Source organism: Roseburia sp. AF42-8, from assembly GCF_003435965.1.
GTDB classification, from domain to species: Bacteria; Bacillota; Clostridia; order Lachnospirales; family Lachnospiraceae; genus Roseburia_C; species Roseburia_C amylophila.
Map to the genome: position 1 here is coordinate 1 of NZ_QTVB01000036.1, position 20,846 is coordinate 20,846.

A 20,846-nucleotide genomic window follows, 5' to 3' on the forward strand; every position below is an offset into this window, starting at 1 on the left:
TAGTATTGTACGTGATAATGTTTCTGAATATACAGCAGATCATATAGATAGGGTGATAGAATCTGTTTGTAATAATTATGGATTAATTATAAAAATGATTTCTAACAAATTATGCTTTTTCCACGTATTATAAAAGCGAGTGAAGAAAAGGCTTTGATTTGGGATCAAACATATTGGGAATTGTTCAGTCTGTATTTAGCGTATTTCACAGATTTAAATGCTATTCAAAAGAAGATAATTGTGTATGATGAGAGTTCTGTACAGCAGAAAATATTGATTCCATTTGCATATTATTTAGCATTAATTGTTGAAGATAAAGGAGAAGAAAATGTACTTGATCAAGACGATAAAAGGTGATATTACGAAAATAACAGATGTGCAGGCAATCGTGAATGCAGCAAACAGCTCTCTTCTTGGAGGAGGCGGAGTAGATGGTGCTATTCACAGAGCCGCAGGACCGGAACTTCTGGTGGAGTGCAGGACACTTCATGGATGTGATACGGGAGAGGCTAAAATCACTAAGGCATATAATCTGCCATGTGATGATGTTATACATACTGTCGGACCGATATGGAATGGTGGAAGAAATAGAGAAGAGGAACTTCTTGCTAACTGCTATTTTAATTCTATGAAGTTAGCAATGGATAATGGAATAAGGTCTATTGCATTTCCTTCCATATCAACGGGAGCATATGGTTTTCCGGTTGAGTTGGCAGCAAAGATTGCAGTACATACAGTAAACAGGTTCTTGCAAGATAATCCGGACAGCTTCGATTTGGTGGAATGGGTGCTGTTTGATACTCAGACTGAATCGGTGTATGAAGCCGAGGTTGATAAATTATACGACAAATAATTGTATTAATTATAGCAGACTTTATATATGACAGATATTTGAGACACATACACCATTAAAAATAGAATATAAGGATGCGTAAGGAACGATAAAATGAATTCATGCGGGAAAGGCATGGATTCTTTTTTTTGCTTCGAACGGAAGTCCTATCTGTAAAAAATATTTAAGTATATTAGAAGCAGATGCAAATGTCGTGTTAACACGACAAAATTGTCGCGTAAACACGGTCGGTAATTCATCCATGACAATATACAATAAACATGTGCTTGAGAGAGCACGTCACGAGAGTGAAGGCGCCGGAGCTCTCCAATACGAAATCGTAAAGGAGATAATTTATTATGAGTAAGAGAAAAATATCACATGCAGAGGAGTATGGATGTTAATTGATGGAGGTGGCAGAAGTGAGCAGAACTAAATTTGATCCATATGTGATTGGAAATAATATAAGAGATTTACGTGAAAAAAGAAAAATGACACAGATGAAGGCGGCTGAGGAAATGGATATGAGTTTATGTCATTATGCACGAATTGAGGAAGGCTCAAAGGGAATGAGTATTCAGATGCTTTTTAGATTTATTAATTTTTACAAAACTGATGCAAATACGATTTTAGGAACATATTTAGGAGGGATGGTGTAAAATGGATAAAAAGGATTTAAAAGACGAAAAGCTTTTGTACAATGTGCGTGAGACGGCAGCGGTATTAGAGGTGAATGGGCATCTGGTATATGAGTTGATTAACAGAAAACTATTATCTGCACTTCGATTAGGTAGTCTAAAGGTTCGTAAATCAACATTGATAGATTTTGTTGAGAGATATGAAGGAATGGATTTGTCTGATTTGGACAACATAAAAGAATTGCAACAGAATATGAATTAGTGACATTAAGGTCAGTCTTGGAATCACCATGGTGTGGAAAGACTGACCTTGTTTTATTAGTATATTTCATAAGCGTTAGTATTGTAAAAAAAGATGGTGATGATATAATAAAAACGTGTTAGACACTTGATGTTATGTGTAGTGTGATTATGTCAGAATCAGGCAAAGTCAACGACAGGACAACATTGTAGAAAATAACATATTTCAAAAAATAATATTGGTAGCTCCCCTTTTATATGACAAAACAACAACAGGCAACTAAACCATTCACCGTTTAGCTGCCTATTATTGTTTAAAGAATTCATTAAAATCACAATTAAAAATCTTGGTCAATCCAATCAGCATATCTACCGTTGGGTTATTATAACCATTTTCCACCTTGCTGAATATGCCGGTAGTTACATTGATGCCATCACATTGGAGCTTCGCAATGACTTCGGTGGCTTTCAAACCCTGTTCTTTCCGCAGTCTCCGGATGTTAGAACCTACCAGTGGATGCAGGTGTTGATTAATTCTTTCTGACATATGTATCACCTCGTTGAGAAAATAATATCCAAAATGGAAGAAAAAAGTGTCCAAAATGGAAGTTTTGTAGTATAATCGAGAAAGGAGTTTATATAAATTTACGGAAGGAGAAAGTTTGATGGCTATTCAGGAAGTGATCAAATATGAAGGGGATAATTTAACTCTTATTTATAAGCATCCCGCAGAAGACTTTAATACGCTGTCACAATTGATTGTGCATGAGTCGCAGGAGGCAGTATTTTTCAGTGACGGACAGGCACTGGATTCTTTTAAAGCAGGTCGTTATACCTTAGAAACGAAAAACATTCCACTTATTTCCAAAATAAGAAATCTGGTTTCGGGCGGAGTAAGTCCGTTCCATGTGGAGGTTTATTTTATTAACCTTGCGACCATGATGGATATCGCATGGGGAACACCAAGTCAGGTGACAGTTCGTGATCCGAATTACGGCTATAGTTACAGTGCCGGTGCCAGTGGTTCTTTCGGACTGAAAATAGAGGATGGAAGAAAGCTTCTGATTAATCTGGTTGGTACCGAAAAAGCAATGACCACCAAAGATATTCAGAAATTTTTTAAAGACCTTTTAGTTACAAGAGTAAAAAATTGCATTGCAGTAGAACTCAGCAAATATAGCTACAATGTTTTCAACCAGCATTTGAATGAAATTTCCGAAAACGTTGCCGGTCAGGTGGAAAGCGACCTTGAAGGCTATGGCATCCGGATTTTAAATTTCTTTGTGTCTGCAGTTACCATTAAGCCGGACGATTTGGAAGAACTTAAAAAATTAGATAACAGCATGGCACAGAAGCGGTTTGAAGCAATGGGAAATCGTGATGCTACCGTAATTGAAGCAGAAGGACTTGCCAAAGCGAGAGAACTGCAGGGATATACCTGGCAACAGGAGCAGCAGTTTGATGTAAGCAGAACATTTGCACAGAATGAAGGCTTTGCAGCGAATCCGGCGAATATGATGGCACAGATTCCACTGGCGTTTTCCATGGGTGACATGATGAAAAACAATATGGATGCAGCAGTTCAGGCACAGCCGGTAACAGCAGCGCAGACAGGGACAGCAGCAATGCAGCCAGATATTGCAGCAACACAGTCGCAGCCAGCAGTACAGCCGCAGGCGCAAGGTGGAAATATTACCTGTGTCAAGTGTGGAACGAGTCTGTCGAAGGATGCTAAATTCTGTTTCCAGTGTGGTGAAAAAGTGGTGATTCCACAGAAGATTTTCTGCGCAAACTGTGGAAATGAAATGCCGCCGGAAGCTAATTTCTGTACGAAATGCGGAACGAGGAGGGAGAAATAATGTTCAAGTACATATTTTGCCTGATTGCAATATTGATGCAGCCAATTTTTGCATTTCTGGTATTTCATAAACAGGAAAAACAAAAGGCAGCATTAAAGATGCCGCTTGTATATCTGAGCGGAGTCTATCTTGTAATTCAGATTTTTGTTTTCTTTAAGGTCTGCCTGAAAATTCCGAAGGATTATCAGGTGTATTCCTATTTGTTACAGAGTGCGATTTTAGCAGTTTTCATTATCATTGAGATTGCTATGGCAGCAAGTAATAAATATATTACAAAGGTTCAGACACAGGAACAGAGTTCCATCGAAGTGTTTAAAGGACTTATTCAGCAGCTTGAAATTTGCAGAGTGCAGATTACAGATGAGGTCAACCGCAAAGAAATTGACAAAGTGCTGGAAAAGATGCGATACAGTGATCCGGTCAGTTCACCTGCAGTGGCAACAGAAAATGAGGCAATCAGACAGTTGATATTGCAGCTTTCTTCAACAACAGATGAAGCCGCTTTTGCGGAAATCTGCGGAGCATCATGAAGCAGCTTGAAATCAGAAAAATAAAAAATACAAAGGAGCAGGGCTAGAAAATGGAAGAAATAAAATGTCCCAGTTGTGGCAGTGGTGCAGTAAGAAAAATTACAGAGGAAAAGTATGAATGCATGGCATGTGATAATCTTTTCCTGGTACATAATTTATCAAAAGAGTTTCAGAAAACAGATGAACATATTGAAAATATTCATCAGGATTTGAAGAAAACAATTGAAAATATCAATCTGACTGTTGCTGTTGCCGGAGGAAGTGGAAGAGATGGTCTGGATAACCGTTATAAAAATGCCATGACATTACTAAATCAGGGAAACATTTCGGCGGCAAAAGCAGAATTTACAGGAATCCGTAATGATTTTATGTGGAGCTGTAAGGGCTATTATGGACTGATTTTATGTGAAAAAAAGAAGAAACATATAAATTGGGGGGAGATAGGAGATTATATTCAGCAAATATATCGCTGTGAGGATGTTACTCCAGAGATTCTTCAGGAGATGGAAGGTATTTTAAATGACGGCAGACAGATCGCTTTAGCAAGTCTTGGAAAGTCATTGAATGAGCGGAATGCACAGCAGAATGAGATTAGTTCTAAAATACAACAGGTAACTGAAATGTCTAAATTGCAGGAAAACACACTGACACGGAAAAAGGAAGAGTTTGCAGAGCGTTGGAGCCAGACTTCCCCTGTCCGCAAGGCAATTTCTATTGCAATCGGTATTATCTGTGCGTTAGTACTGGTATGGTGTGCTGTTTCCCTGTTCCGCTGGATTATTGATGTGAGACATTTATTTGCCAATGCAATGAATTATGGATTTTTTGCAGGAATTTTACGCATTTTATGGAGCTGTGTCCGGACAATTCTCCGTGTTGCAGTGTCTGTTGGTGTAATTATTCTGGGTATTTTGATTTACTTTGTTATTCTTGGGTTCATTACGGCAAATCCACAGAAAGATGATGCACAGCTTAATATTGATAAAATGGATGAACAGATTCAGAAATTACAGGAAAGACATGAGATTTTACAGCGTCGCTTTGATGAGGAACAAATGAATATACAGAATATCAATCGTATCGGAAGCAGATTAGAACAACTGCAGCAGATAAAACCGGAAGAAATTATTCCTTTATTAATTGAAGCCGGAAAATACTACTAGTAGAAAAGGAGAAATGAAAATGGGATTCATGAAATCATTATTTGGAAATAAGGGAGTACAGCAGGAGATACCGGAATATAGAATTGTAATTACAGATGTTGGTCCTAACCCGGTACAGATTATATCAATTATTCAAAAATATCTGCAGTCAGATTATACGGAGTTAAGCAATTTAATTAATGGCAATATTTTAGATGAACAGTCAACCGTGTGTACATTAGAGTCTTTAGAATTATTACAGCAGATGCAACAGGAATTGGATGAGGCAGGTGCATTTACTTATATTCAAAAGAATTGGCAAGATGAAGATGATGCAGAAATGAATACATCTATTGCAATTTTTTCATTAGGAGATCAGGGAGAAAAAGTAATCGAAGCATATCATCAGATACTTGGATTAGATAGAAAAGATTTGGAATTAAAACTTTTAAATGATTTGTCAGAAAATAATGGATTTCAAATTTCAGCCAGAAATGAAAGAGTAGAAGAGTTAATAAAAGTTTTGGATAATCTTGGAGCAGATTATGAAATGGATATGAATGAAAATGATTCAGATGTGGATGAAGATGATATGTATGTAGAAATGGACACAGAAGCAGCATTGATTATTACATCTACAGGAGACAAGAGGGTTCAGCTGATTAAATTGATTCGAGAATATACAGGATCAGATCTTAGGGAAGCAAAAGAATGTATTGATGAAATTGAAGCTGGAAATGGTTTCTTTATAAAAGGTTCTTTGGAAGTATTAGAAGAAATGAAACAGGAACTTGATGCAATTGGTGCAACAAGTAAAATGAAGTATAGAGATAAACAGGAACAAGGTGGTTGTTATTGCAATAATTGCGGTGCCGAACTTGCATCAGGCACAAAATTCTGCCCGAAATGCGGCACCAAAGTTGAGGAAGCTCAGAAAATGTTCTGTTCACAGTGCGGAAATGAAATTATGCCGGGTGCAAAATTCTGCACAAAGTGCGGAGCAAGATGCATGTAACAGATACAAAAATAGAAGTTGAAAGAAATTGAGATGGAAAACATCTGCTTATCCGATTAAGGGAGGGCAGATGCTTTCTTTTTTTACTGACATTTTCATTTCATCATGTTATAATGCAATCAAAGCTTGATATTTCTATATACATTTCAATGGCACATAGCCTGTCAGAAGTATACCGGTATTCTATCATTTCGCCGGGTTCACCACATAACCTGATATGATAACAGGAATTTTCAAAGCTTTTATTTCACATTAAATGAAGCGGAGAGAATTCTTTCAGACAAAGGTTGTTGCGGTTAAGTGACATTGCAAAAGTATACTCTCCAAGACAAAAGAAAGGAGAAGAAATGTCAGGAAAAACAGAAAAATTACAATGGCATCCGGCGTTTTGTGCAGCAACAGAACTGGAACTGCGACAAGATCTGGATGTACTGGAATTAATTCCGGAGTATAATTTAAGTAAGAAACCACTTCAGATTGATCTTGTGATTATTAAAAAGATGGATTGGAAGCGGACGTTACAAAATGAAATTGGTCATATTATGAGGGGACACAATATTTTAGAGTATAAGGGACCGGGAGATGAATTGACGATAGATTCCTTCTTTAAGGTAATTGGATACGCCAGCTTATATAAGGCGCAGGGGATAGCAGTCAATAAAATTCCAGCATCTGAGGTGACCGTATCCTTTTTTCGGAATGCTTATCCGAAGGCACTTTTTCAGGAACTGAAAAAAGAAGGATATATCCTGAAAAAAATGTATCCTGGAATTTATTATGTAAGAGGAAAAGTTCCGTTCCCAGTACAAGTTGTAGTAACAAGTCAGTTGGAAAGAAAAGCTCATTGCAGCCTGCGGGTATTGACTACACAGGTAGAGATGCAGGATGCAGAACTATTTTTGGAACAGATACATTATTTGGAAAGTAAGAATGAACGGAGCAATATTGATTCGGTACTTCAAGTAAGTGTAAATGCAAATAAGCAGGTATATAGTCTGTTAAGGAGGCAAAATGAGATGTGTGAAGCATTGCGTGAATTAATGAAAGATGAAATTGAAAAAGAACTGGAAAATAAATTGGAGCAGGGTCGAAAACAAGGTCTGGAACAAGGTCTGGAACAGGGTTTGGAAGAAGGCTTGGAGCAGGGTTTGGAGCAGGGCGAAAAACTGCAACTAATTCGTCAGGTAATCAAGAAACTGCAAAAAGGCAACTCCGTAGAAGAAACAGCTGATATGCTGGAAGAAGAGCCGGAAAATATCAGGAAGATATATGAAATTGCAGCAACTATGGCGCCGGATTATGACGTAGAAAAAATATATCAAAAACTGTAGAAATTCAAATGGAAATATACCCAAGTAAGTCCCTAAGAAAAATTGTAGGGAAACACTTGACAAACATATTTTTATAAGATATAGTATAAAAGTACTAGCTATTAAGCTAATATAATTTTTCATAACTCATGCCTCTCGGGCTCTTCGGAGTTCGGGAGGTACTCCCCGAAAATATAGTCAGGATTTTATCCTGGCTTTTTTGTTTTACAGGAAATTGCTTTCCTGCAAAATGTGTTTTCTATAGTTCCAAAATGCTTGTAGGAAGCTAGCTATGGTATGCCTGACAGGTTATGCAGCAAGGAGGATGTTTTTATGAAGTTACTCTATGCAGAAGACGAAGAAAGCATGGCAGAAGCTGTTACAGATATTCTTGTATTTCATAAGTACCAGGTTGATACGGTATATGATGGAGAAGAGGCATTGGAATATGCAAGAAAAGTAATAACCAGGACACTTATTATGCTCTCGGAAGGACAACAAAGTGTAAAGCAACAGAATGAACCGCCGGTGCAGCCGGATGGAAACACCAGACAATAAGGAAGAATTGCTTGAAAAAGAAAAAACGGTGGTGTACTATAATGCTATGAGAAAATCAACAGAAAGGGAATATGAGTATGGATTTAGAGCAATGCTACAAGGAACTGGAGGGAGATTATGCAGAGGTCATGCGCAGACTCCGGAAGGAAGAGCTGGTACACCGTTTTTTGATAAAATTCTTAGAAAGCGATGAAGTACAGCGGATTGATGAAGCTTTACAGGAAAGGGATTATGAGAAAGCCTTTGATCTGGTACATACCTTAAAGGGAGAGACCATGACGCTCGGGTTGGGACGGCTGAGCAAATCAAGTATAATTCTGTGCGAACAGCTCCGCTATAAAATATACGGAGAAGAGATGCTGCAGCAATTTAGGAAAGTCAGAATGGATTATCAGAAGACAATTGATATTATCCGGAAATACAGGGATTCACAGCCGTAATTTATGCAGGCAGCCTGCCAGATTGCAAAATGTGTTTCATGTAGTTTTATGTTATTGTTATCAATGATATAACCATAGGTTATTGCATAAAAAAATATTATTACTTTAAGCCATTTTAGTATTGACAAACAGAACTGATATGCTAGAATAACTGTAATGTGAATGAAAGAAAAAGGATGGTTTTCGCATGAGAAAACAGGCATTATCTATTTTAGTAGAGAATACTTCTGGTGTATTAAGTCATATTTCAGGACTTTTCAGCCGGAGAGGATACAATATCGATAGTTTTTCTTCTGGTGTAACTGCAGATCCAAGATATACCAGAATTACGATAGTAGCAAGTGGTGACGAACAGATTTTAGAGCAGATTGAGAAGCAGTTGGCAAAGTTAGAAGATGTGCGCAATATTAAGAAATTAGAGCCGGGTACATCCGTTACAAGAGAACTGATTCTGGTTAAGATTAAAGCAAAGGATACAGAACGTCAGGCAATCTTAAGCGTTACCAATATTTTCCATGGCAAGGTGGTTGATGTCACTAACGATTCCATGGTAATTGAACTGACAGGGCATCAGGATAAATTAGATGCATTTATGGATCTGTTACAGGGCTATGAGATATTAGAGCTCGCTAGAACCGGTATCACAGGTTTGACCAGAGGGTCTGCCGATGTTACATATTTAGATTAATCATTAAAACAGGAGGCTGAAAAAATGGCAGCAAAAATTTATTATCAGGAAGATTGTAACCTTTCCTTACTGGATGGTAAGAAAATCGCCATCATTGGTTACGGTAGCCAGGGACATGCACATGCATTAAATTTAAAGGAATCAGGCTGTGATGTCATTATTGGACTTTACAATGGTAGCAAATCCTGGGCAAAAGCAGAAAAACAGGGATTCAAAGTATATACAGCAGCAGAAGCTGCAAAACAGGCTGATATTATTATGATTCTTATCAATGACGAGTTACAGGCAGATATGTATAAGAACGATATTGAGCCAAACCTTGAGCCAGGAAACATGTTAATGTTCGCTCACGGATTTAACATTCATTTCGGATGTATCAAACCTCCAAAGGATGTTGACGTAACAATGATCGCTCCTAAGGCACCAGGACATACTGTACGTTCTGAGTATCAGGCTGGAAAAGGAACTCCTTGTCTGGTAGCAGTAGAGCAGGATGCAACCGGTAAAGCACTTGACCTGGCATTAGCATATGGTCTTGGAATTGGTGGAGCAAGAGCAGGACTTCTTGAGACAACCTTCCGTACAGAGACAGAGACAGACCTCTTCGGTGAGCAGGCAGTTCTTTGTGGCGGTGTTTGTGCGCTTATGCAGGCTGGTTTCGAAACACTTTGCGAAGCTGGTTATGACCCGAGAAATGCATACTTCGAGTGTATCCATGAGATGAAACTGATTGTTGACTTAATCTACCAGTCAGGATTCGCTGGAATGAGATATTCTATCTCTAACACTGCTGAATATGGTGATTATATCACAGGACCTAAGATTGTTACTGCTGAGACAAAGAAAGCAATGAAACAGATTTTAACAGATATTCAGGATGGTACTTTTGCAAAAGAATTCTTACTTGATATGTCACCGGCAGGACGCCAGGTACACTTCAAAGCTATGAGAAAGCTTGCTTCTGAGCATCCATCAGAGAAAGTCGGCGAAGAAATTCGTAAGCTGTATAGCTGGAACAACGAAGAAGATAAGCTGGTTAACAACTAATCTGATACTTCAAAAAGATGATAAAAAAGCTGTCGCGATTGCGGCAGCTTTTTTTGACGCGAGAAACTCTTAAAGTATGTTTCTCGTAGCTGACAGGCATTTGTAAGAAACTGACAGTGATGCATCTTATTCGCCCGGATGAAATTTCTGGTAGAAATCAATAAATAATTCCAAGGATTTCGAAGGCTTTAAGGTGTTTTTATAAGCGAAGCCAATTTCACGCTTGTGAATTGGAAAACCAAGTGGAATCTCTAATAACTCTTTATTTGCAAGTTCGTTCTGGACAAATTGGCGGATGACGCAGGCAACACCCAGATTGGTTTTTGCAAAGTCAATTAAGAGGTCCATCGTAGAGACTTCGATTAAATCTCTGGTCTCAATTTTATTTTCCTGTAAATAATCATCAATATACTGACGGGTCATGTTGTGCTTATCAAGAAGCATCAGTGTAGAATTCTGTAAGATTGCATCGGAAGAAATGCCCCTTGCATTCAATACGTTTAAGTAAGCTTCCGTTGCAACAAAAATATCTTCAATTTCAGCCACATTGCTGAAATTTAAAGTCTTCTGGTTTTCCGGCCTTGCAATCAGACCGATATCAATTTTGTTTTCTTCTAACATCTGTAAGGATTCGTTAGTAGACTGGCATACGATAGAAATATTGATATGCGGATACCGTTTTGTGAAATCCTTTAAATAAGGTAAAAGCATGTATTTGCAGAGAGTGGAACTGACACCGATTTTTAAGTGGCCGACACCAAGTTCTAAGGAGTTCTTTAATTTATCTTCCCCTAAAGTCAGGGTTTCGAAAGCGGAACTGACATGAGTAAAAAGAAGTTCACCTTCTTCGGTCAGCAATACGCCGCGGGAACTTCGGCGGAAGAGTTCGCAGCCCAGGCTTTCCTCTAGTTTCTGTATGGATTTACTGATGGCAGGCTGGCTGATATAAAGCTCTTTGGCTGCCTTTGATATATTCTGTGTTTTTGCTACGGTATAGAAAATACGGTAACTGGATAAACTCTGCAACATTTATAGATTCCTCCGTGTTTATAACTAAAAATCATAATAAATATGTTTAATATGTATTTCCATTATACCACTAGCTGTGCTATAATAGCAACAGTATAGAAAAAATGATTTAATTTCAGGAGGAATTTCAAATGGGAATGACAATGACACAGAAGATTCTTGCGGCACATGCGGGACTTGATTCTGTTCAGGCTGGCCAGTTGATTGAAGCAGATTTAGACTTGGTATTGGGAAATGATATTACTTCACCGGTGGCTATCCATGAGATAGAGAAAATGAAAGTAGACGGAGTGTTCCATAAGGATAAAATTGCACTGGTTATGGACCACTTTGTACCAAATAAAGACATCAAATCTGCACAGCATTGTAAATGCGTCAGAGAGTTTGCATGCAAAAACGAAATCACCAACTACTTTGATGTAGGAGAAATGGGTATCGAACATGCACTTCTTCCGGAAAAAGGACTGACTGTTGCAGGAGATGTTATTATCGGAGCAGATTCACATACCTGTACATATGGAGCATTGGGAGCATTTTCCACCGGTGTTGGAAGTACTGATATGGCGGCAGGAATGGCAACCGGAAAAGCATGGTTTAAAGTACCATCCGCGATTAAATTCAATATCACAGGAAAACCAGCACCATGGATTAGCGGTAAAGATGTTATTTTACATATCATCGGAATGATTGGTGTGGATGGAGCATTATATAAGTCTATGGAATTCGTAGGTGATGGTATCCGGTATCTTTCCATGGATGACCGTTTTACCATTGCAAATATGGCAATTGAAGCCGGCGGAAAGAACGGAATCTTCCCGGTAGACGAGAAAGCAGAAGCATATATGAAAGAGCATTCCAAGCGCCCTTATAAAGTATATGAAGCAGATGAGGATGCTGTATATGATGAGGAGTATACCATTGACCTTAGTACACTTCGCCCAACCGTAGCATTTCCACATCTTCCGGAAAATACAAAGACCATTGATGAAGTAGGCGACATTACTATTGATCAGGTAGTAATCGGTTCCTGTACGAATGGAAGATTAGATGACCTTAAGATTGCAGCTTCTATCCTGAAAGGAAAGAAAGTAAAGAAAGGTTTACGTGTAATCGTAATTCCTGCAACCCAGCAGATTTATCTGGATGCCATGGAAGCCGGATATATCAGAACCTTTATTGAAGCAGGTGCTATTGTCAGCACACCGACCTGCGGACCTTGCCTTGGTGGCTATATGGGAATCCTTGCTGAGAATGAAAGATGCGTATCTACAACCAACCGTAACTTTGTGGGACGTATGGGACATGTGGATTCGGAAATTTATCTGGCAAGCCCGGCAGTTGCAGCAGCAAGTGCAATTACAGGAAAGATTTCCAGCCCGGAAGAAGTATAGGAGGATTAGAACATGAAAGCAGCAGAAGGAAAAGTATTTAAATTCGGTGACAACGTAGACACAGATGTTATTATACCGGCAAGATATCTGAATTCTTCCGACCCTAAGGAACTTGCCTTACATTGTATGGAAGATATTGATAAGGAATTCGTAAATAAAGTATCTGCAGGAGATATTATTGTAGCGGAGAAGAACTTTGGATGCGGTTCATCCAGAGAACATGCACCAATTGCAATTAAAGCCGCTGGTGTAAGCTGCGTCATAGCAGAGACTTTTGCACGTATTTTCTATCGTAATGCAATCAATATCGGACTTCCGATTATTGAATGTAAGGAAGCAGCTTTGGAAATCAAAGCAGGAGATGAGGTAGAGGTAAATTTTGATACTGGTGTCATTACCGACAAGACCACTGGAAAGAGTTTCCAGGGTCAGGCATTCCCACCATTTATGCAGAAGATTATCGATTGCGAGGGACTGGTAAATTACATCAATCAGAAATAGCAGAAAGTGTAGAAAGATAATTGATATATTTTGGAGAGATTTTAAGATTAGTATAAATTTCTGCATATTCTCTAGCGGATAGCTCTGTAATATAGTTTTCTTCAAAATTCTTATGAATACCGGCTGCCTTTGCCAGATCAACAGCTTTGTTGTAGGCAATGGCAGCTTTTTCTTCGGAAGAATAAGTACCAATGGAATAATTGCCATTGATATGGATAAAAGCCTGATAACGGAGGAGTCCGTTGTGTTCTGTTTGGGCAACTCCACGGTAGCGGTTAATGACAATAATATTGGCGTAGCTGTAATCGAAGGGGTTACCATTGGCGAAAGTGTAATCTACATCCAGTACCGCATGATTACGGACTCCATAGCGGGAGAGAATCCCGGTCTGCATGCCGTATTCATTTACAAAAAGCCGGCCACCACGCTGCATAATCCTGTGGCTGGAATAAAAGAATAAATCATCAATATCAAATTTATATTCCGTCTGTGGTGCGAGAAAATAGAGAAAATAATTCTGCTTCAGATAAATCGGATTCTTGATATAGACGCCGTTGTCACGGAAATTTAAAAGTGTAATGGCTTTGGCAAAATCTAAAAGTTTAATATATGCGGTATAATTTTCCAGTGTGATTTCAGACTCAGAAAGTAGAGAAGTCCCCTCTTTATAGGCAAGATGGGCTTCTTCTTCCGTTGGAAAGCTTCCAAGACTGATATGTTTTCTTTTATAGGTAAGGCTGGAACGGTAGTAGATGGTTCCGTCTTTTGTTTTGGCTGAAAAAGCACCGGGAAGCATGGTAAATCCTCACATTCTAAAATTCTTAGTTACAAATTATCTGTAAGAAGCTGCCGGTGGCGAGTTCTTACGGTAAGCATCACTTTGAGTATAACATTTTTAGGAAAGCATGAAAACAGGAAAATATCTTAAGAAAATATCAAACTTTTGAAATGAAAAATATGCTATGATGCCAATATATATTGGAAATTGCAAGGATATAAAAATTCGTGGAAATATCAGGAATATTTGGCGGCGTTATTGGAATAGTGATATGATTGCAGGTGGAAAGGAGCAATTCGTTGAAGCAGGAAAATACAAGAAAGAAATATCAATTAAAAAACTGGCTAAAAGCAGGGATGATTCTGTTACTGGTATGCCTTGGAGGGTTATATTTTTTCAAGACATCCGAACGGTTTCAAAAAAGTGATGAAGTAAAGATAACATTAAAGCATGATAATTTCTTTGATGACAGTGTGGCAGGGATATTGGAGGATCTGGATAATGAAATCGGGCTTCCTAAGAAAATTTATCTGGTGAACCATTTTAATGTGACTTTCTATGCTACCGGAGAGATTGCTGCAATAGATACGTTTTTCTATGGTGAGGATGAGAATGGAGAAACCAGAACCTATCTTGTGGACTATAACCGGAAGAAAAGCAGCAAAATGACAGTTTACATCAATAATTATGCCAAGACAGATTATGAAGAAGATATGTGCCTGACACCGCTTTTTGAACTATTGGGAAATATAAAGGTGAAAGAACGTGTAGATAGCTGGGCAGAAGAAACAAAGAGCCATACCTTTGGAATAAGTTATTCTGGGAAAAGAGCCTTTTCCAGTGCAGATAGCCTACAGGTGATAAATGCAGAAAATGCAGATATAGATGAAAATGAAGATATAGATGGAAATGCAGATACAAATGAAAATTCAATTTTAAGCCAGTTGGAATATGGCGGAGAAGTTACAGGTTTTGCAGTTACATTTTCTACTGGTGGCGAAGAAAATACAGGTGAAATTATAACTTATATCATAAATCCAAAATATACCAGTGCTGCAGTGTTAGCCCAGCAAAACCGGCAGGAGCAGATTGATGAAGCAAAAAACGGTGCTGGAAATGACACAACGGATAACAATGGGAATGCAGACACCAATGCCGTAGCCGGCAATGATGGCAATGATGAGGAAGAGAGCGGAGATGGCACTCCGTGGACAGAAAACAGGGAAGATGGAAGCGTGTACTTTTTTTTAGATGACAATACCGGTTATCGTCTGTTGGTGGCGGATGCAGCTGCCGGCAGCCGTTTTTATGAGCTTGAAATGACAAAGGATGGCGGGCAGAGCTGGAATCAGCAAAATGCAGATCCGTTTGATGGAAATATTGGTGTGGCAGAAGGAATAGAATTCTATAATGAAAATCTGGGCGTTATCGGATTGGCTGGAGCGTCAGGTGATTATTCCACACTTTATCTGACACAGGATGGCGGGAAAACATTTTCCATGATTGAACTTTCCATGGATGAAGTGACAGAACTCCCGGACACGGCAGCAGAGTATGGATTTTCCATATCAGACTATGATTATTGCAAGATGCCACAGCAGAAAGATGGAAAACTTATAATAAAAGTAATATCTGCTATGGGTGAAAACGATGGAATTCTTTTTGAATCCATAGATAGTGGGAATACATGGAATTATTCTGGGATAAGTTATTGACAGTAAACTGCAGGTTCTTATATAATGAAAGACAGAACAAATTTTATGCAGAGAGCAAAAGAGGGACAAAAAATGGATTTGATTTACACAAGTACAAGAAACTCAGATGAAAAGGCAACAGCTTCACAGGCAATTTTAAAGGGTCTTGCAGGAGACGGTGGTTTATTTGTGCCGGATTCATTACCAAAGCTTGACGTTGATATGGATACCCTGTCAAAAATGAGCTATCAGGAGACTGCTTATGAGGTAATGAAGCTTTTCTTAACAGACTTTACAGAAGAAGAATTAAAGCATTGTATCAATAGTGCATATGATTCTAAATTTGATACAGAAGAGATTGCTCCGTTAGTAGATGCAGACGGTGCATATTATCTGGAGCTTTTTCATGGAGCTACGATAGCATTTAAGGATATGGCATTATCCATTCTGCCTTACCTTATGACAACTGCTGCAAAGAAAAACCATGTAAAGAATGAAATTGTTATTTTAACAGCAACTTCTGGTGATACCGGAAAAGCTGCTTTAGCAGGATTTGCAGACGTTCCTGGTACTAAGATTATTGTATTCTATCCAAAGAATGGTGTCAGCCCGATTCAGGAGAAGCAGATGGTTACCCAGAAAGGGGCAAATACACATGTAGTTGGTATTCATGGTAACTTTGACCAGGCACAGACCGGCGTTAAGAAAATGTTTTCTGATAAAGAACTGGCAGAATTGATGGACAAAGCCGGATATCAGTTTTCCTCTGCTAACTCCATTAATATCGGCCGTCTTGTTCCTCAGATTGTTTATTATGTATATGCATATGCAAAATTATATGAAAATGGTGCAATTGCAAAAGATGAAAAGATTAATGTTGTAGTTCCAACCGGTAACTTCGGAAATATCTTAGCAGCTTTCTATGCAAAGAACTTAGGACTTCCGATTGCAAAATTAATCTGTGCTTCCAATGAGAACAAAGTATTATTTGACTTCTTCTCAACCGGAACCTATGACAGAAACCGTGAATTTGTACTAACTTCTTCTCCATCCATGGATATACTGATTTCCAGCAACTTAGAGCGTCTGATTTATCGTATTGCCGGAAATGATGCAGAGAAGAATGCAGAATTCATGCGTGCATTAACAGAAGAGGGCAGATATATGATTACCGATGAGATGCGTGCCCAGCTTGCTGACTTCTATGGCAATTACACCACAGAGGAAGAAACAGCAGAAGTAATCCGTGACCTCTATGAGAAGACCGGCTATGTGATTGATACACATACTGCTGTAGCAACCGGTGTATACCACAAATATGTAAAAGAGACCGGTGATAATACCAAGACTGTTATTGCATCAACAGCAAGCCCGTTCAAGTTTACCAGAAGCGTAATGGATGCCATTGATAAAGAAAAATATGATTCCATGACTGATTTTGAACTGGTAGATGAGTTAAGCAAGATTGCAAATGTAACAGTTCCACAGGCAATTGAAGACATCCGCAGTGCAGAAGTACTTCATAAGACAGAATGCGATGTAGAAGATATGCCTAAGACGGTAAAAGCATTTTTAAATATCTAAATGCTTATGTAAAACATAGAGAATCTGCTACCGGCAGTTTCTTATGGGTATAAGGTAACAAAACCCTGTCAGAGAAATCTGACAGGGTTTTGTTTATGTAAATAAAATGTAAAGGCTTAAGATTAGATTTCCATCAGGAAGTGAATGGTTCCAAATGGGAAAATAATTGGAAATACATAAATCTTAGTGGCATTTGTAAGTGTTTCTTCCTCATGAACTTCCGGAGGACATAAGTTTAATTCCAGGGAAAATTCATTAGACATATTTACATTAAATAATCCGTTGTGAAGATTTAAGAAATCTTCGATAGAAGCTTTTACATACTCATCGAATTCATGGAATTCTTCTTTGGCATAACGGGATGCAAAAGCAATTGCAACAGATTTACTCATGTCTACACCAGAATTGAAAGAAAGTAAACCTTCATCTTTCTGGGTAACACAATAGTTGGTCATATACTCGGATTTCATCAGTGGATTTAATGGTGTAAAATCCTTTCCGATGAAACGAACGATATCATTAAAGAGAAGATTAAGGTATGCAACAATCTTTCCTGACATATCAGAATTATCAAAATGGAAGAATTTATGAATCAGCTTTTCAACCATATCATTCTGTTCGTTAGCAACATTTAAATCATCAATTTCATTACTTGCCTGATATTCTGCAAGTAATTCCTCAAACTGACTGTTGGTAAGCAGTCCGTCTTCAATCAAAATCTGACCTAAAAGCAGGTAGTCTGGTTTCTGCGAGGAGAGTAATTTGTCAACCTGTTCCTTTGTAAGATATCCGCCTTCGATTGCAATTTCACCAAATTTCTTGTCTTCATGGGTCTGACGGCATACAATAGCGTCAACCTGGGAAGCATTTAATAATCCGGCATGAATTGCCAGAGTACCTAATTTCAGATAGGAAGAGGACTGCCTCTCTAATGCATCTACCAGTTTATCCGCAGGAACAGCACTTTTGCTTAAAAGAAAATTACCAAAAAACTGTGTATACATAATTATCTCCCTTCAAAATAATTCTTCAGTACCCGCTCAATCTGTTCAACATTCAACGGTTTCTGGATAAAGTCCTTTGCACCGGCTTCAATTGCATTCTTTAACTGAGCCTGTGTACCAACAGAAGATACGATAATAATAACCGCTTTCGGGTCAGATTCTCTAATTTCTTTTACAGCGGCAATACCATCTTTTACAGGCATAACAATATCAAGAAAAACGATATCAGGTTTATCGGATTTGAATTTGTCAATTGCTTCCTGACCATTTGCTGCCTCAACAAAAGTTGTACCACCATACTGCGCAATAATGTCTTTTAACTGTTTTCTTGCAAGAATGGAGTCATCTCCAATCAGGATTTTTGCTTCGTCTAATTTCATATATAATCCCTCCAAATACAACTAGAATAATTAGAACATATTAATATACTACAATAGTTGACCAAAAGTTTCAATGGCTTTTTCGATAAAATTCGTGGTTTTGCATAAAAAACAAATAAGAATAGAAGGTTATATGATAAATATGTTCACATAGCAATGTAAAGTGTGGTAAGATAAATCAGAGTCAGGAAAAAAGAGTAAAAGAGGTTACATATTATGAAAGTAAACTGGAATTTAGTAGTAGATGTTGTGGTAGCACTGGTAGGTGTCTATGTTCTTATGAATGGCATATGGATGAAAAGTACCGGAAAGACAAGCAGCCTTCTGGCAACGCCGGAGGAATTAAAGAAATGTAAACATCCGGAGAAGATAAGAGAAGAGGTAACACCGAAAATGCTTCTTTGCGGGGCATTGGCATTAGTATATGGCATTGTGACGGCATTGGGTGAGACCATCTTTAAACTGCCGATTATTATTAAATCAGGAATCCTGCTGCTGCTGGTGTTATCCTGTCTTTTTTTGGTCAGTACATTAAAGAATGCCAGAGAGAAGTATTTATAAAAAATATTTATTTAGAATAATTTATAAAAAACTGTAGTTTATATCTGGAAAAGATACCAGATAAGAACTACAGTTTTTTGTGTCTAAGCATTCCATAAAAAGCTGCAGGCGGCAGAATCATGCGGTTTAACGTTTGTCAATCGGAACATATTCTTTGCGTTCGCCGATGTTACGATATGCAGGACGCATAATTTTTCCATTCTGGGAAAGCTCTTCTAAGCGGTGGGCACTCCAGCCGGCAATTCTTGCAATTGCAAAAATCGGTGTATAAAGCTCTAATGGAAGGTCAAGCATATGATAAACAAATCCGCTGAAGAAGTCTACGTTCGGACTTACGCCTTTATAGATTTTACGCTCTTTGGCGATGATTTCCGGTGCAAGACGTTCTACTAAAGAGTAGAGTGCAAACTCTTTCTCATAGCCCTTTTCCTGGGAAAGTTTTTCCACAAAACCGCGGAAGATGACTGCTCTTGGGTCGGAAAGAGAATATACTGCATGACCCATTCCATAGATAAGACCGGCATGGTCAAAAGCTTCTTTATGAAGAAGTGCGGTAAGATATTTACCTACTTCGTCTTCATCTGTCCAGTCTTTTACAGTGCGTTTCATATCTTCAAACATCTGAACCACTTTGATATTGGCACCACCATGTTTCGGACCCTTCAGGGAACCAAGGGATGCAGCAATAACAGAATAAGTATCGGTTCCGGAAGAAGATACCAGATGGGTAGTAAAGGTAGAGTTATTTCCACCACCATGCTCCATATGTAAGATTAATGCAATATCTAAAAGTTTTGCCTCTAATGGGGTATATTTACTGTCTGGCCGCAGAATATGAAGAATTGTTTCTGCAGTAGATAATTCCGGCTGAGGGGTATGAATATAAAGACTGGCACCATCATGATAATGGCGGTAAGCCTGATAACCATATACAGAAAGCAGTGGAAATAAGCTGATAAGCTGTAAACACTGTCTCAATACATTTGGAAGTGAAATATCATTGGCACGGTCATCATAGGAATAAAGTGTAAGCACACTTCTTGCCAGTGTATTCATCATATCTTTGCTTGGAGCTTTCATAATAATATCACGCACAAAGCTGGTTGGAAGTGTACGGTATTCGGAAAGCAGTCCACAGAAGTTTTTCAACTGTTCTTTGGTTGGAAGCTCACCAAACATCAGAAGATAAGCACATTCCTCAAATCCAAAATGGCTGTCCGGTGCAATTCCTTTTACTAAATCTTTTACATTATAGCCACGGTAATAAAGTTCGCCCTCAGCTGGAATGTATTCTCCATTTACCAGCTTGGTAGAGCATACATCAGAAATGTGTGTAAGTCCTACCAGAACACCCTTTCCATTTAAATCACGAAGACCACGGTTAACATTATATTTCGTATATAATTCAGAAGGAATGATGGATGATGCGGAGCATTTATTCGCAAGTTCCATTATTTCCGGTGTGATTTCATAAAAACGTCCTGTCATATTGTTCCTCCTCTTTTAATTATTTTAATATGTTATCATATTTCGGTTGTAGAAAACAAGAAAAAAGCGTAAATTTTAAAGAAAGTTTAAAATTTTTTTCTAAAAAATTTAGAATTATAGGAAGATAGTACTAATGT

The 20,846-nt window shown here is 38.3% G+C and carries 24 protein-coding genes; 18 read left to right on the top strand and 6 right to left on the bottom strand.

What is annotated here, in order from left to right:
* Nucleotides 1–111 precede the first annotated feature (111 nt).
* The 4 genes from DW059_RS12195 (at nucleotide 112) to DW059_RS12210 (ending at nucleotide 1,732) form a co-directional block, all read left to right on the top strand.
* Nucleotides 112–357 (top strand): hypothetical protein, encoded by a 246-nt coding sequence (locus DW059_RS12195; protein WP_117698974.1) that lies wholly within the window; start codon nucleotides 112–114, stop codon nucleotides 355–357.
* Complete coding sequence (locus DW059_RS12200; RefSeq protein ID WP_117698975.1) at nucleotides 329–853, top strand: O-acetyl-ADP-ribose deacetylase; 525 nt, start codon at nucleotides 329–331, stop codon at nucleotides 851–853. Before DW059_RS12195 ends, DW059_RS12200 begins: the two co-directional genes overlap by 29 nt.
* A 401-nt stretch (nucleotides 854–1,254) precedes the next feature.
* Nucleotides 1,255–1,491, top strand: coding sequence for a helix-turn-helix domain-containing protein (locus tag DW059_RS12205; protein ID WP_158552122.1), 237 nt, complete (start codon nucleotides 1,255–1,257; stop codon nucleotides 1,489–1,491).
* Nucleotide 1,492: 1 nt separating this feature from the next.
* Entirely contained in the window at nucleotides 1,493–1,732 is a 240-nt protein-coding gene (locus tag DW059_RS12210; RefSeq protein WP_117698976.1) for a DNA-binding protein, read from the top strand.
* A 285-nt stretch (nucleotides 1,733–2,017) separates the two neighbouring features.
* Here the strand turns inward: DW059_RS12210 and DW059_RS12215 are convergent, their stop codons facing one another.
* Nucleotides 2,018–2,257, bottom strand: a complete 240-nt coding sequence (locus tag DW059_RS12215) for a helix-turn-helix domain-containing protein (protein ID WP_022242261.1) — start codon at nucleotides 2,255–2,257, stop codon at nucleotides 2,018–2,020.
* Nucleotides 2,258–2,375: 118 nt separating this feature from the next.
* On the opposite strand from DW059_RS12215, the gene DW059_RS12220 reads away from it, so the two are divergent.
* The 9 genes from DW059_RS12220 to ilvC all read left to right on the top strand — a co-directional run bounded on the left by DW059_RS12220 (nucleotide 2,376) and on the right by ilvC (nucleotide 10,299).
* Nucleotides 2,376–3,569 carry an SPFH domain-containing protein gene (locus tag DW059_RS12220; RefSeq protein WP_117698977.1) on the top strand — a complete coding sequence of 398 codons (1,194 nt, stop codon included), beginning with the start codon at nucleotides 2,376–2,378 and terminating at the stop codon, nucleotides 3,567–3,569.
* Nucleotides 3,569–4,099 (top strand): hypothetical protein, encoded by a 531-nt coding sequence (locus DW059_RS12225; RefSeq protein ID WP_117698978.1) that lies wholly within the window; start codon nucleotides 3,569–3,571, stop codon nucleotides 4,097–4,099. The genes DW059_RS12220 and DW059_RS12225 overlap by 1 nt, the downstream gene beginning before the upstream one ends.
* A gap of 50 nt (nucleotides 4,100–4,149) precedes the next feature.
* On the top strand, nucleotides 4,150–5,262 hold the full coding sequence (locus DW059_RS12230; protein ID WP_117698979.1) for a hypothetical protein: 1,113 nt from the start codon (nucleotides 4,150–4,152) through the stop codon (nucleotides 5,260–5,262).
* 19 nt (nucleotides 5,263–5,281) lie between these two features.
* Nucleotides 5,282–6,256, top strand: coding sequence for a ribosomal protein L7/L12 (locus tag DW059_RS12235; RefSeq protein ID WP_158552123.1), 975 nt, complete (start codon nucleotides 5,282–5,284; stop codon nucleotides 6,254–6,256).
* Between the two features lie 347 nt (nucleotides 6,257–6,603).
* On the top strand, nucleotides 6,604–7,587 hold the full coding sequence (locus DW059_RS12240) for a hypothetical protein (RefSeq protein WP_199534353.1): 984 nt from the start codon (nucleotides 6,604–6,606) through the stop codon (nucleotides 7,585–7,587).
* A 312-nt stretch (nucleotides 7,588–7,899) separates the two neighbouring features.
* Nucleotides 7,900–8,124, top strand: coding sequence for a hypothetical protein (locus tag DW059_RS16785; protein WP_279220175.1), 225 nt, complete (start codon nucleotides 7,900–7,902; stop codon nucleotides 8,122–8,124).
* Nucleotides 8,125–8,195: 71 nt separating this feature from the next.
* A complete protein-coding gene (locus DW059_RS12250; RefSeq protein ID WP_117698981.1) occupies nucleotides 8,196–8,564 on the top strand; it encodes an Hpt domain-containing protein in 369 nt (122 codons plus the stop codon).
* Between the two features lie 187 nt (nucleotides 8,565–8,751).
* Entirely contained in the window at nucleotides 8,752–9,252 is a 501-nt protein-coding gene (ilvN, locus tag DW059_RS12255) for an acetolactate synthase small subunit (protein ID WP_022242269.1), read from the top strand.
* Nucleotides 9,253–9,276: 24 nt separating this feature from the next.
* Nucleotides 9,277–10,299: a ketol-acid reductoisomerase gene (gene ilvC / locus DW059_RS12260; protein WP_117698982.1), complete on the top strand. Its 1,023-nt coding sequence runs from the start codon at nucleotides 9,277–9,279 to the stop codon at nucleotides 10,297–10,299.
* A 126-nt stretch (nucleotides 10,300–10,425) separates the two neighbouring features.
* Here the strand turns inward: ilvC and DW059_RS12265 are convergent, their stop codons facing one another.
* On the bottom strand, nucleotides 10,426–11,328 hold the full coding sequence (locus DW059_RS12265; RefSeq protein ID WP_117698983.1) for a LysR family transcriptional regulator: 903 nt from the start codon (nucleotides 11,326–11,328) through the stop codon (nucleotides 10,426–10,428).
* Between the two features lie 131 nt (nucleotides 11,329–11,459).
* Between DW059_RS12265 and leuC the strand changes: the two genes are divergently transcribed.
* Nucleotides 11,460–12,719: a 3-isopropylmalate dehydratase large subunit gene (gene leuC / locus DW059_RS12270; protein WP_022243892.1), complete on the top strand. Its 1,260-nt coding sequence runs from the start codon at nucleotides 11,460–11,462 to the stop codon at nucleotides 12,717–12,719.
* Nucleotides 12,720–12,731: 12 nt separating this feature from the next.
* Nucleotides 12,732–13,220 carry a 3-isopropylmalate dehydratase small subunit gene (leuD, locus tag DW059_RS12275; protein ID WP_022243891.1) on the top strand — a complete coding sequence of 163 codons (489 nt, stop codon included), beginning with the start codon at nucleotides 12,732–12,734 and terminating at the stop codon, nucleotides 13,218–13,220.
* On the opposite strand, the gene DW059_RS12280 is transcribed toward leuD, so the two are convergent.
* Entirely contained in the window at nucleotides 13,207–14,016 is an 810-nt protein-coding gene (locus tag DW059_RS12280) for a hypothetical protein (protein ID WP_117698984.1), read from the bottom strand. The two genes, leuD and DW059_RS12280, sit on opposite strands and share 14 nt — an antisense overlap.
* A gap of 281 nt (nucleotides 14,017–14,297) precedes the next feature.
* On the opposite strand from DW059_RS12280, the gene DW059_RS12285 reads away from it, so the two are divergent.
* Both DW059_RS12285 and thrC read left to right on the top strand, forming a co-directional pair.
* Nucleotides 14,298–15,713, top strand: coding sequence for a WD40/YVTN/BNR-like repeat-containing protein (locus DW059_RS12285; RefSeq protein WP_117698985.1), 1,416 nt, complete (start codon nucleotides 14,298–14,300; stop codon nucleotides 15,711–15,713).
* Between the two features lie 72 nt (nucleotides 15,714–15,785).
* On the top strand, nucleotides 15,786–17,276 hold the full coding sequence (gene thrC, locus DW059_RS12290) for a threonine synthase (RefSeq protein WP_117698989.1): 1,491 nt from the start codon (nucleotides 15,786–15,788) through the stop codon (nucleotides 17,274–17,276).
* A gap of 122 nt (nucleotides 17,277–17,398) precedes the next feature.
* On the opposite strand, the gene DW059_RS12295 is transcribed toward thrC, so the two are convergent.
* Nucleotides 17,399–18,280 carry a chemotaxis protein CheX gene (locus DW059_RS12295; protein ID WP_117698986.1) on the bottom strand — a complete coding sequence of 294 codons (882 nt, stop codon included), beginning with the start codon at nucleotides 18,278–18,280 and terminating at the stop codon, nucleotides 17,399–17,401.
* A gap of 2 nt (nucleotides 18,281–18,282) precedes the next feature.
* Nucleotides 18,283–18,660, bottom strand: coding sequence for a response regulator (locus DW059_RS12300; protein ID WP_117698987.1), 378 nt, complete (start codon nucleotides 18,658–18,660; stop codon nucleotides 18,283–18,285).
* Nucleotides 18,661–18,876: 216 nt separating this feature from the next.
* Here DW059_RS12300 and DW059_RS12305 point away from each other — a divergent pair, with 216 nt between their 5' ends.
* The gene (locus tag DW059_RS12305; protein ID WP_022243885.1) at nucleotides 18,877–19,221 is read left to right on the top strand and encodes a hypothetical protein; all 345 of its coding nucleotides are present in this window, start codon (nucleotides 18,877–18,879) and stop codon (nucleotides 19,219–19,221) included.
* 126 nt (nucleotides 19,222–19,347) lie between these two features.
* Here the strand turns inward: DW059_RS12305 and DW059_RS12310 are convergent, their stop codons facing one another.
* The gene (locus tag DW059_RS12310) at nucleotides 19,348–20,709 is read right to left on the bottom strand and encodes a citrate/2-methylcitrate synthase (RefSeq protein ID WP_117698988.1); all 1,362 of its coding nucleotides are present in this window, start codon (nucleotides 20,707–20,709) and stop codon (nucleotides 19,348–19,350) included.
* Nucleotides 20,710–20,846 lie beyond the last annotated feature (137 nt).